This window comes from Alkalihalobacillus sp. NPDC127517 (genome assembly GCF_050276055.1).
In the GTDB taxonomy this organism is placed as follows: Bacteria; Bacillota; Bacilli; order Bacillales; family Bacillaceae_D; genus Alkalicoccobacillus.
In genome coordinates this window covers 129,517-141,442 of sequence record NZ_JBNNQX010000009.1, presented here as the reverse complement: position 1 = coordinate 141,442, position 11,926 = coordinate 129,517, and the positions used below count along the sequence as shown (strand labels likewise).

General features: G+C 40.5%; 11 protein-coding genes. 2 read left to right on the top strand and 9 right to left on the bottom strand.

The features are described 5' to 3' along the window. Window positions 1-10 precede the first annotated feature (10 nt). The 7 genes from ACQKKO_RS13880 to ACQKKO_RS13850 all read right to left on the bottom strand — a co-directional run bounded on the left by ACQKKO_RS13880 (window position 11) and on the right by ACQKKO_RS13850 (window position 8,361). The gene (locus ACQKKO_RS13880; protein ID WP_498648149.1) at window positions 11-2,194 is read right to left on the bottom strand and encodes a RelA/SpoT family protein; all 2,184 of its coding nucleotides are present in this window, start codon (window positions 2,192-2,194) and stop codon (window positions 11-13) included. 194 nt (window positions 2,195-2,388) lie between these two features. Then, a complete protein-coding gene (locus tag ACQKKO_RS13875) occupies window positions 2,389-2,901 on the bottom strand; it encodes an adenine phosphoribosyltransferase (RefSeq protein WP_498648147.1) in 513 nt (170 codons plus the stop codon). Continuing rightward, window positions 2,901-5,267 carry a single-stranded-DNA-specific exonuclease RecJ gene (recJ, locus tag ACQKKO_RS13870; RefSeq protein WP_498648145.1) on the bottom strand — a complete coding sequence of 789 codons (2,367 nt, stop codon included), beginning with the start codon at window positions 5,265-5,267 and terminating at the stop codon, window positions 2,901-2,903. Before recJ ends, ACQKKO_RS13875 begins: the two co-directional genes overlap by 1 nt. A gap of 63 nt (window positions 5,268-5,330) precedes the next feature. After that, window positions 5,331-5,648 carry a LapA family protein gene (locus ACQKKO_RS13865; RefSeq protein ID WP_498648143.1) on the bottom strand — a complete coding sequence of 106 codons (318 nt, stop codon included), beginning with the start codon at window positions 5,646-5,648 and terminating at the stop codon, window positions 5,331-5,333. A 121-nt stretch (window positions 5,649-5,769) separates the two neighbouring features. Next, window positions 5,770-6,711, bottom strand: coding sequence for a protein translocase subunit SecF (gene secF / locus ACQKKO_RS13860; protein WP_498648142.1), 942 nt, complete (start codon window positions 6,709-6,711; stop codon window positions 5,770-5,772). Further along, entirely contained in the window at window positions 6,701-7,996 is a 1,296-nt protein-coding gene (secD, locus tag ACQKKO_RS13855) for a protein translocase subunit SecD (RefSeq protein ID WP_498648139.1), read from the bottom strand. Before secD ends, secF begins: the two co-directional genes overlap by 11 nt. Before the next feature lie 80 nt (window positions 7,997-8,076). Next, window positions 8,077-8,361, bottom strand: a complete 285-nt coding sequence (locus ACQKKO_RS13850; protein WP_498648137.1) for a post-transcriptional regulator — start codon at window positions 8,359-8,361, stop codon at window positions 8,077-8,079. Between the two features lie 134 nt (window positions 8,362-8,495). Between ACQKKO_RS13850 and spoVB the strand changes: the two genes are divergently transcribed. Both spoVB and ACQKKO_RS13840 read left to right on the top strand, forming a co-directional pair. Further along, window positions 8,496-10,052 carry a stage V sporulation protein B gene (spoVB, locus tag ACQKKO_RS13845; protein WP_498648136.1) on the top strand — a complete coding sequence of 519 codons (1,557 nt, stop codon included), beginning with the start codon at window positions 8,496-8,498 and terminating at the stop codon, window positions 10,050-10,052. A 219-nt stretch (window positions 10,053-10,271) separates the two neighbouring features. Then, a complete protein-coding gene (locus ACQKKO_RS13840; RefSeq protein WP_498648134.1) occupies window positions 10,272-10,496 on the top strand; it encodes a hypothetical protein in 225 nt (74 codons plus the stop codon). Window positions 10,497-10,997: 501 nt separating this feature from the next. Here ACQKKO_RS13840 and ACQKKO_RS13835 read toward each other — a convergent pair. Further along, on the bottom strand, window positions 10,998-11,264 hold the full coding sequence (locus ACQKKO_RS13835) for a hypothetical protein (protein WP_498648132.1): 267 nt from the start codon (window positions 11,262-11,264) through the stop codon (window positions 10,998-11,000). An 86-nt stretch (window positions 11,265-11,350) separates the two neighbouring features. After that, window positions 11,351-11,797, bottom strand: a complete 447-nt coding sequence (locus ACQKKO_RS13830) for a YetF domain-containing protein (RefSeq protein WP_498648131.1) — start codon at window positions 11,795-11,797, stop codon at window positions 11,351-11,353. Window positions 11,798-11,926 lie beyond the last annotated feature (129 nt).

The following is an 11,926-nucleotide window of genomic DNA, read 5'->3' as shown; positions in this document are numbered from 1 at the left end:
ACCTCTTGCCTTAATGCATCATACGTCTTACAGAATAAATATCTTTTAGCTGCTTTATTTTCTCTACTACCTTTTGTAGATGACCGAGATTTTGAATGGAAATACTCATATGAATTGTCGCCATCTTATTTTTAGGATCAGAACGACCTGTTACGGCATTAATGGAAGTACGTGATTCAGTCATCGTATGCAGTACTTCATTTAATAAACCATTCCGATCAAAACCAGTGATCTCAATATCAACTGGATACGCTTTGTTCTCTTGTTCCGTTCCTTCCCATTCGACATCAAGAAAACGACTTTCATCTTCCGAGAGAATGTTAGGACAGTCGGCACGGTGAATTGAAACGCCACGACCTTTTGTAATAAAACCAACAATGTTATCACCCGGAACAGGGGTACAGCAACGTGAAATGCGAATTAACAAGTTTTCTACACCTTTTACGCGAACGCCAGAGTTCGTCTTTTTCTTCGGAGTAAAAGTCTTCATATCGGATAACGCGTTGTCGAGTGTCTGATCCTCTTGCTCTTGATCCTTTTTCTTACGCACTTTTTCAGTTAGTTTATTAACAATTTGCTTAGCACTTATTCCGCCGTAACCCGTTGCTGCAAACATATCCTCTTCGCCCGCAAAACTAAACTTAGACGCTGTTTCAGCTATGTTCTCAGCTGTCAGTACTTCTTTAGGATCAAATTCAAGAAGCCTTACTTCTTTCTCAAGCATTTCTCGACCCTTTTGGACATTCTCTTCTCGTTTTTCTTTCTTAAACCATTGCTTAATTTTGTTTTTCGCATGAGAAGATTGTGTTATCTTTAACCAATCCTGGCTTGGACCATACGAGTGCTTAGAAGTCATGACCTCAACAATATCACCGGTTTTTAATTGATGATCAAGTGGCACCATTTTGCTATTCACTTTAGCTCCAATACATCGATTACCAATTTCACTGTGGATACGGTATGCAAAATCAAGTGGTACTGATCCTCTAGGTAATTCAACTACATCGCCTTTTGGCGTAAACACAAAGACCATGTCAGAGAACAAGTCCATTTTCATTGATTCCATAAATTCTTGAGCATCATTTGTATCGACCTGCGACTCAATGACATCACGGAACCAAGTAAGCTTGTCCTCAAACGAATTTGATTGATTGGAATTGACTTTACCTTCTTTATAAGCCCAGTGTGCAGCCACCCCAAACTCTGCCACACGATGCATTTCCTCAGTACGAATCTGCACCTCTAATGGATCGCCGTATGGACCAACAACCGTTGTGTGTAGAGATTGATACATGTTTGCCTTAGGCATTGCGATATAATCCTTAAAACGACCAGGCATTGGGCGCCAACAGGTGTGAATCACACCTAATACGGCGTAACAGTCTTTAATATTTTTTACGATAATACGAACAGCTAGTAGATCGTAAATCTCATTAAATTGTTTGTTTTGAAGAACCATTTTTCGATAGATGCTATAGATATGCTTTGGACGTCCTGATAGCTCACAGGTTACATCCATATCAACAAGCTGTTCATTGATTCGTTCAATAACTTCCTCAAGATAGCTTTCACGTTCCGCACGTTTCTTTTTCATCAAATTAACAATTCGATAGTATTGTTGCGGATCTAAATAACGCAGGGCTATATCTTCAAGCTCCCACTTAATCGCTGAAATTCCTAATCTATGCGCAAGGGGCGCAAAAATCTCCAGCGTCTCATTTGAGGTGACCCTCTGTTTTGCTGGAGGCATAAATTTTAGTGTACGCATATTGTGTAAGCGATCAGCTAATTTAATCAGGATCACTCGTATATCTTTAGCCATGGCAACTAGCATTTTTCGGTGGTTCTCTGCTTGCTGTTCTTCCTTGGACTTATACTTGAATTTCTTTAGCTTTGTCACACCATCTACAAGCATTGCCACTTCTTCATTAAACTCAGCAGTAATGTCTTCAATGGTCACATCTGTGTCTTCAACGACATCATGTAAAAAAGCCGCTGCTACTGTATTCGGATCCAGTTGCAAACCAACTATGATTCCAGCTACTTGGATGGGGTGGAGAATATAGGGCTCTCCTGACTTTCTGTACTGCCCACCATGGTGCTTTTCAGCATATTCATACGCCTTTCTTAAAAAGGCTATATCTTCATCACCTAAATATTCACTTGCCTTTTCAATCACCTGTTCTATGGTCATTCCATCACCTTATTCACGAAACAATATTTCCTACTATTATCCTTGATTTTAACCACCGCTGTAAAGTCATAAACAGAAGAATTTTGACAGAATCGCTCAGTTACCGTTGGAACCACCACTTGTTTTTGGTTCATAAGGAAAATAAGGGTAAAAAAAGAATGATCCGCACATAGTTCAGATCATTCTTCCTAAAATTAATATGTCATTAAGCTAAATGTATTGTAATTCTTTAAACGGTCTCTTCCGTTTAAGTATGAAAGTTCAATTAAGAATGCAATTCCTACAACGACTCCGCCTAGTTCTTCAACCATTTTAATGGTGGCTTCGATCGTTCCGCCAGTTGCAAGTAAATCATCTGTAATTAAGACCTTTTGACCTTTAGTAATGGAATCCTTATGAATTGTTAAGCTATCCTTCCCATATTCCAAACCATAATCAACTGATAGGACTTCACGTGGCAGCTTACCAGCTTTTCTTACCGGGATGAACCCTTTTCCCATCTCAACAGCTAGTGGACAACCAACAACAAATCCACGAGCCTCTGGTCCAACAATCAAGTCAGCATCAAGATCTGCGGCATAGTCTCCAAGTGCTTGAATCGCTGCTTTATACGCAGGACCATCTTGCATTAATGTTGTAATATCTTTAAAACGAATTCCTTCTTTAGGGTAGTCCTCTACGATCGTCACATATTGTTTAAAATCCATTATACTTGCTCCTTCACATTTTGGTTGGGATCGGCTGCTTTTAGAAATGCGGCTTCAAACCAATTTCTTAATTGATCATACGATGAGTAAACAAACTCATTTTCTAAGTCTGCTTGTTTTAGCTTACTACGATAAAGTAAGGACTCACTTAAATCTTTCTTAGATGGTTGCACAACTGGAATGGCGACACCATCTGAACACTCAATGAATCCAAGCTCTTCAAATACGTCAGCCATGAACTGAACTGTACCTTGGGACCAGCCTTTGTGCTGCTCAATTTGCTTCTGCTGTTTCTTATAAGCCACTTGCTTGCGCTGCAGAATAAACGCATAAAACCATTTAAAGTCGTTTCGAGTCGGACTTGAAGAGAAAAACGAATCCTCCTCTTGATAAAAAATAGAGTAAATGCGACTAGGTGTACCAGCCAATTGAAATAGTTCTAACAATTGCTTTTCTTCTCTCGGGACATCAAGTAACACAAGATATTTATCGGTTAGAAAATCGCGATTCCAGTCGGTTTCCTCGAAATGATACACTGTTGTATCTGGCACTAAAGATTGAGTAGGCTGCCCACGAAACGCAACACATACCGTTTGCTCATCTGGAAGCTCGCCCACTTTTTCAGAGATGCGAGGTGGTTTTAAACTTCTCCAATCAAACAACTGCCATTCGGCAACAGCTAAGTCCTCAATCATTAATTGAGGTTTGACAGTCCCATTCCATTCATTCACGGATAAGGTACCAAGCGCTTTGATTGCCGCAGACCGTGTAATCTCTTCATGTAAGTGACCCATTCGAAATCCGATTCCATCAAGTGATGCTCCGTGATCCGTTATGCTCAATTTCAAATGAGAGGAATCACTTCCAATACGCCTAATTTGTCCTAATTGTACATTTTCAAACATGATTTTAGGTTTTGGATTCCCCACACCAAAAGGCGCTAATTTCTCTACTTGTTTAACAATAGACAGGGTTGCTTCGTCCACTCGAGCTAACACATCAACTTTTGCAATGGGTTGGTAATCTTCTTCCGTTAACACCTCGTCCGCCTGTTTATGAAGACGGGCTCTAAGCTCATCCACAAGCGCTAACTCCATCGTCAGACCGGCAGCCATTGGATGTCCACCGAAGTGTGGCAGAATGTCTCGATTTTTTGAAAGCTCCATAAACATGTTAAAACCTTCAATACTTCTAGCAGAGCCTTTTGCTTTTCCTAGCTCTGTATCAAAGCTCATGACAATCACTGGACGATAATAGCGCTCAACAAGCCTTGAAGCGACAATACCGATGACTCCTGCATTCCAGCCCTCTTTCCCAATGATAAGTACATTGTTATCGGCAATGGGATAAGATTCTTCGACCATGTCTATCGCTTCTTTGGTCATTTCGTTTACAATGGCTTGCCTTTCTTTATTCAGAAGATCAATTGATTCTGCTAAAGCTGTTGCCATTTCAGCATCCTCTGAAAGCAATAAATCAACAGCTGGATCGGCTGAATCCAATCTGCCTGCTGCATTCATTCTAGGTCCAATTGCAAACCCAACATGATCGGCTTCCATTACGTCCGCACCAAGTCCACAAACCTTTTTAATTGCAATTAATCCGGCTCTCTCCGTTTGTTGCAGGGCAGAGAGACCCATACGTGCAATCAGTCGATTCTCATCCACTAAAGGCACCAAGTCTGCAATTGTACCAATTACTGCGATATCTAGCAAATCAACAGGTACGCGGTCTAGGAGCGCATGTGCCAGTTTAAAAGCAACCCCAACGCCTGCTAACGACTTAAATGGGTATGTGCAGTTTGGCTTCTTAGGATTTAAAATATAAAGCGCATCAGGCAAAACCGGCGGCGGCTCATGGTGATCTGTAATAATAAAATCCAGACCAATTTCCTTGGCGACACTTGCTTCATGCACAGCTGATATCCCAGTATCTACTGTAATCATAAGCGAACAGCCTTCTGCCTTTGCATGGCGAATAGCCGGCTCATTTGGACCATAGCCTTCTGTAAACCGATTAGGTACATAATATTTTACGATTGCTCCTAGCTCTTTAAGCGCATGCATTAACACAGCCGTGCTGCTTACCCCGTCTGCATCATAGTCTCCAAAGACTACTATATGTTCTTGTTGCTTAATCGCTTGATGAATTCGATTGACGGTTTCCTTCATTCCGTCCATTAAATAAGGGTCATAAAAAGCTAACCCGTCTTTATCTAAAAACCGTTGTACATCCTTTTTCTCTTTGATTCCACGGTTTAACAGAAGCTTTGCTACTAATGGCGGTAGCTGACAACTCTCACAAAGAGCGTCAATCTCAGCCTGGTCCTGAGTTTGAACCTGCCATCTTGCTCGTGGCTTTAACATAACTTCACCCCTCGACCCTCCTATTATACAAGAGGGATCAAGGGGTGACAATGCGAACCTATTTTAACTCTTAGTCGAATCTGTTACAGGCGCCTTAGGTTGACTGCTTGGTGGCGGTGTTGTAGGTGGTGATTCCTTTTTACTCACGGGTGTTGTTTTAAGCTTTTTAATCTCTGACTGCAACTTAAGAATCCGAACCATTCCCATTGCACCAGCAACAGCAGCTCCCAAAAAGACCGACCCTAAAATAACAAGGATTAATGGCCATTCAGATGTACCAAACATGTAGTTCACCGGAACTGGATCTACGTTAATCACAGCAAAGATCGCAATAATAATAGCGGCAATAATACCTATAATAAATGCACTTTGTCCTCTCATACCACTCTCTCCTTTTAAAAGCATTCTTACTACACTTAGTAAATACCCTTATTCTTCTCTTTTTAAAACTCGCGTGTAAAAATAATGAAGTGGACCAGAATTAAATCTGGTCCACTTATTATTAAACAATAGGCTCTTCCTCTTTAGGTTCAGCCGGTTTTAACTTTTGTTTCTTAATATATCTGGCTTTCATTACAAGCCAAAGCTGCGCCGCAAGAAACATGGATGAATAAGTTCCAGCAACGAGACCGATAACAAGAGCAAGCGAGAATGAGAAGATTGCGTCTCCACCAAAAATTAAAAGTGACAAAGCCGCAAAAACAACAGTAAGAACTGTATTTATCGAGCGTGATATCGTTTGAATTAAACTCTTATTGACGATCTTCGCCAGATCCTCAAATCCCTCAATAACTTTTGCTTTTTTCACATTCTCCCTGATTCGATCAAATGTAACGATCGTATCATTAATTGAGTACCCAACAACCGTTAATACGGCAGCGATAAATGGCACGTTCACTTCAACCTGCAAAAAGCTAAATAATGCAATGATAAAGAATGCATCATAGAGTAATGCAGCGATCGCTGCCACTCCATACAAAAACTCGTACCGGAATGCTAAATAAATAACAATACCGAGTGAGGCAATCAACACCGCATAGATCGCATTCTGAGCCAATTCCTTCCCTACTTGAGGAGAAACAGTACTAACGGTTGGCTCTGCATCATATTTCTCAATGAAATAAGCTCGGACTTCTGCGACCTGATCATTATTTAATACATCAATAAAACGCGCGGTGGCAATTTCATTATTCTCACCAGCCAACGTAATGTTTGGAGAATACTCTTCTTTTATTGTTGCAAAGTCCTCTTGGATCTGCTCATTTGTTAAGGTTTCGTTAGTATCAATTGTGATATTTGAACCACTTTCAAAATCTACACCTAAATTCAAACCAAGCGTAAACAAGGAGATAATACCAGCGATTACAAAAATGACCGAAGCGGCGAAAAATTTATTCCGGTGCGTAATAAAATCAAGGTTCCATTTTCGATTATTAAAGCTCATCGATATCACGCTCCTTTACGCCAAACCAGCCTGGTCGTTTATTCAAGAACTTACTGCTTACCCACATTCCAAGCAGCAATCTTGAGCCAAGAACGGCAGTTAAGAAGCTCGTTAAGATACTGACAATCAAAACAATTGAGAAGCCTCGAACGGCGCTTGTACCAAAATAGAACATCACACTTGCCGCCAAAATCGTCGTTAAGTTCGAGTCCAAAATTGTCGCAAACGAACGTCTTGTTCCCGCTTTAAAGGCAGACATCGTTGATTTACCTGAACGTAGTTCTTCTCTGATTCGTTCATACATAATAATATTTGCATCTACAGCCATCCCAATACCTAGCACCAAAGCTGCAATACCAGGTAACGTCATCACTGCATTCATTAAATTCAAAATCACGATAACTAAATACGTATACACACTAAGCGTAACTACTGCGATAAATCCTGGTAAACGATAATAGAACAACATGAAAGCAAAGATTAATGCAATACCTATTAATCCTGCATAGACCGTTTGCACCATTGATTTTTCACCGAGAGATGCCCCAACTGAATTCGAGAACATCTCATCCAGCTTCACTGGGAGTGACCCAGCATTTAAGATTTCAGAGATATGCTTAGTTTCATCTGGCGTGAAATTCCCGCTAATTTGAACGTCTTGACTATTAATCACTTCACTCACATTAGCTGCTGATAAAAATTTAGGCTCGGCACTATTCGCCTCTTCTGCATACGAATCTCCTTCTTCAAAATCCAACCAGATCACTAATACATTTTCTCCAATAGGACGCTGCGAAAGGTCTCTTGTTACTTCAGCAAAGCGTTCAGCATCCTTTAGCTTGAGCGTAACAATGGGACGGTTTGTTTGATCAAACTGACCGGCTGCACCGTTTTGCTGAAGGTCACTTCCATCAAGAAGAATGTTATCATTTACATCTCGAAATGTTAGTTCCGCCTCTGTAGCAAGAAGTTGTCTAGCGGTTTCTTGATCCTCGACACCAGCGAGTTGAACGCGGATGCGGTCATCTCCTTCAATTTGAATAACCGGTTCAGATACACCAAGAACGTTAACACGTTGGTTTAAAGCCGTAACCGTTGCGGATAATGTTTGTTCAGTAATCTCAGTATCATCAATTGGAGTCACTTCATATAAAACCTCGAAGCCCCCTTGAAGATCAAGCCCTAGCTTTGTTTCCTTCGTTATACTCATCACTGTTGTTGAAATCAATACAGCAAAAGCAAGTACAATGAGAAAAAAAGCAAAGATGCGGCCTTTTTTAACCATGTCTTTCTTTGCCTCCTTATGTATAAAGCACTCTTTCTATCCTACCACAAGTTATGGTAAATCAGAAAATTACTACACGACTACTTGTCAGACTCCTCAAACTCACTAAACCAATCTTCAGGCTCCTTGTAAGAATTCACAGTCAGCCACGTCATGTACACACTTACTTTAAGATTTAGCAGTTCATCCGTAAACGAATAAAAAGGAACGTACGCTTTTTTCTTGCGCAATCGTTCTGTTACACAACGCCAAATTTCATCTTTAGTCGCTTTATCATACCCAAGCATATGGAATTCTTCCACTTTACTTGTTAAAACGGGTTCCATGTCTTCTTTCCAAACCTCAAATTGCTGCTTCTCATCCATCTGATCTCGCCCTTTCTACTTATCATGCCAGGAAAATAGATCTGATCTTAAACGACTTGTCATGCTTGACCACTCCCTAAGCATATAAATAAACAAACCAAATTTCCATCATTTTTTTGAAAGCAGGGTGACCAATGTCCAAGCAAACTTTTCTTAAGGGAACCATTATCTTAATATTGGCTGGGTTTGTCACCAAAATTCTCGGCTTTATTAACCGTATGGTAATGGCACGCATTATGGGTTCTGAAGGTGTAGGTCTTTACATGATGGCAGTCCCAACGATGCTTCTTATATTAACATTAACTCAAATGGGACTACCTGTTGCTATCTCAAAACTTGTTGCAGAGGCAGAAGCACGCGGAGAAACAAGTAAAATTAAACAAATTCTTGTTGTATCTCTAACGATCACAATAAGCCTAGGCGCTATTTTTACTACAGCGATGATTCTTTTATCTCCTTACGTAGCGTCTCATCTGCTCACAGATGCCAGAGCGTACTATTCACTTATTGCAATTGCACCAATTGTTCCAATTGTTGCCGTTTCAGCAGTCCTACGAGGCTATTTCCAAGGCAGACAAAATATGAAGCCTACTGCCTACTCACAAATGCTTGAACAAATCGTACGCATCACACTAGTAGCCGTCCTATCAACCGCCTTTTTGCCACTAGGAATCGAGTATGCAGCAGCCGGGGCTATGCTTTCAGTCATTGCTGGTGAATTCGCCTCTCTCCTTTATATGTTATTTTTATTCAAACGAAAGAAAAGCTTCAAACTGCGTCGAAAGTTTTTTTCTTACTTAGGAGAGGGCAAACAAACATCTTCACAATTACTTAAGATCGCACTGCCGACAACAGGTAGCCGTCTAATTGGAACTGTCTCACTTTTTTTTGAACCAATTATTGTTGCTCAAAGCTTAGCCATCGCAGGAGTAGCGACCGTGGTTGCCACCAAGCAATATGGAGAACTCGCCGGGTTTATTATTCCCTTATTAACATTACCAACATTTATCACATTCTCATTATCAACCTCTTTGTTGCCTTCCATTAGCGAAGCCGCAGCAAAGAATCAACAGAATCTCATTCATACAAGACTAGAGCAGGCCATGCGACTCTCCTTTGTGGCCGGAGGACTAGCCATGGTAGTCTTACTCGTCTATCCTGAGCAAATTATGAATTTTATGTACCACGCTCCTGAGGCATCAGGCTTTCTAAAAGTAATGGCTCCTTTCTGTCTCTTTTTGTACATCCAAGGACCCTTGCAGGCAGCTCTTCAAGCACTCGATTTAGCCAAGCCTGCCATGTATAATAGCTTGGTTGGCGCAGTTGTTAAAACAGCCGCCATTTTCGCCTTAGCCACCAGACCCGAATTCGGAATAATGGGAGCTGCACTCGCTATCGTGATCGGATTCGTATTAGTAACATTACTCCACCTCGCAACCATCGCAAAAAATGCAGGCTTTAGCATCGAACTTCGAATGGTCTTAAAGCTAATCGTATTAATTGGTGGAACGATCTATATGAGTTCACTCTTTAAAACATACGTGCATGTTGTGAGCAATGCGTTAGCTGAATTATTACTGCAACTTTCCCTTACCGCTGTTTTGTATGTAGTTTTAATGCTCGTGCTGAATCTACTGAAAAAGAGCGAAATACAGCACTTTCCTCTTTTTCGAAAGTTGCAGAAAAGATGAATTTGAGGGACTCTGGCTTGAGTGGGCTGGGGTTCTTTAGTGATTAGAATTAAATCATGAGCCTTTGCTGAATCGACGTATTTTCCGTTGAACCGATGTATTTGCTCTTTTCTCGATGTATTTTCTGCTAAACCGATGAATAAACCTATCACAAATAAAAATAAAAGAAGGATTTTCTAAAAATAAAATGGAATAGATCTTCTAAAAGGAGGAGTTTTATTGATCATTTTAAACCCTCTTACACAACCATTGATCCGAACCTTTCAAACAGTAGATGAGGTTCTTCCTTACCCCCTACTGCAAACTCAAATGCAAAAACACCAATTAAAAGAATGGGTTACGTCTTTAAAATGGCCTTTATTAAATATATATGATCTAGTTGTGATAAGTGACCCGACAACCCGTTTAGTTGCTGATTCAACTAATCAGCATTTAATGTTGTAAAAAATTCATGCTGCTAGACTGCCTGAAATACTTCGAAAGCTTTTTAGCTCCATATCATCACACTCCATTTTAAGTCAAACAAAACTTTACGATCTTGCTACAATTTTTGTTCAGCATCATACCGAAATGGAATTTGCGATCATGCAAGAACATCTTCTTTTTCCCCAAGACCTTAGGAGAGGACTCTTTTGTATAGAGTGCAAAACATTCACAGTCATCCGCTTCAAACGTTCTTGGATTTGCAATCACTGCCACACCAAAAATGATTCCGACCCACTCCAAGCCCTAAACGACTACCACCTCCTCATCCACCCAACTCTTACAAACCGAGATCTTCACAAATTCCTTAACCTCACGTCACCAAAGCTTGCCCATTCCATCCCCAAATAACACTGCCCTACCTCCACTGGCTTCTATAAGAATCATACATAGACGATTCTTTTCCACTACACTAAAAAACCGCAAGAGCATCACACTCCCACGGTCCACTATCAAATGTTCCTACCAGAAAAAGAACGCTCCAGCAAGCGCTAATCCGGCAATTGCACCGAATGCAAATGGTACGACGTTTGATCCATATCCACCATAATAGCCATAACCGCCATTATATCCGAAACCACGTCCTCCACCGTTACGCCCCATGTCTACATAAACATTTTGATCGTCTACTTCTACAATTCGCCCGTAATAGCTTTGTCCGTTTTTGTGTTGGATGTTCACATAACGACCTTTGTAGCTACAGCATTGTTGATACAAAGAAGCTCCCATACTTTCCCCTCCTCATTATCAGCGTTCATGAGTAGCATATGGGGGCACAGGTATAACGGTATACGCTCATCCCCTCGGACATTCACCTAATTCTTATCCTTTACATCAATATAAAATAGTTGATCGCCTCTAACACTGCAATAAGAGATACGTTTAATATCTTTAAATCCATGATCTCGTATTTGTTTACGAAGCCAAAATTCGTTCTGATCAATCTGTTTTAGCTGCGCGTGTTGAATTTGGCCGTCCATTATGACAGGCATTGGAACAGCGTTTGTATAAACAGATTCGATTGGTTCCAGAGTGGTTTGAGTACGAATGAGCTTGATCATGGTTAGATAAATGAATGGCAGACCACTTAAGAGAAGGAGGACAACACTCATTTTAGGTGTATAAACAATTGGTTTTAGAAGTAATAGGATAAATGTAAAACTAAAAATTAATACCGGTTGAAACTGATTTTCCCGGTTCATTAATTGAAATAAACTAAGCGTACTAAATGTAGCAATTGCTAGCGTTAGTTGATGGCCCATTTCGATTCACTCCTCACATTTCTACTCTCCCCTTTTGAGAGCAAAAGCATGTGATGAAGCATCTTCCAACGGATTAATTTAGACAAAATCATTCTAAGGTTAGCCAAGCCTGAATATAGTCATAGCAAT

Coding starts and splice junctions, on each gene's coding strand:
- secF (WP_498648142.1), bottom strand. CDS start 6,711: ATGAGCTTTAATAATCGAAAATGGAACCTTGATTTTATTACGCACCGG.
- ACQKKO_RS13865 (WP_498648143.1), bottom strand. CDS start 5,648: ATGAGAGGACAAAGTGCATTTATTATAGGTATTATTGCCGCTATTATT.
- ACQKKO_RS13850 (WP_498648137.1), bottom strand. CDS start 8,361: ATGGATGAGAAGCAGCAATTTGAGGTTTGGAAAGAAGACATGGAACCC.
- spoVB (WP_498648136.1), top strand. CDS start 8,496: ATGTCCAAGCAAACTTTTCTTAAGGGAACCATTATCTTAATATTGGCT.
- ACQKKO_RS13875 (WP_498648147.1), bottom strand. CDS start 2,901: ATGGATTTTAAACAATATGTGACGATCGTAGAGGACTACCCTAAAGAA.
- ACQKKO_RS13880 (WP_498648149.1), bottom strand. CDS start 2,194: ATGACCATAGAACAGGTGATTGAAAAGGCAAGTGAATATTTAGGTGAT.
- ACQKKO_RS13830 (WP_498648131.1), bottom strand. CDS start 11,797: ATGGGCCATCAACTAACGCTAGCAATTGCTACATTTAGTACGCTTAGT.
- ACQKKO_RS13835 (WP_498648132.1), bottom strand. CDS start 11,264: ATGGGAGCTTCTTTGTATCAACAATGCTGTAGCTACAAAGGTCGTTAT.
- secD (WP_498648139.1), bottom strand. CDS start 7,996: ATGGTTAAAAAAGGCCGCATCTTTGCTTTTTTTCTCATTGTACTTGCT.
- recJ (WP_498648145.1), bottom strand. CDS start 5,267: ATGTTAAAGCCACGAGCAAGATGGCAGGTTCAAACTCAGGACCAGGCT.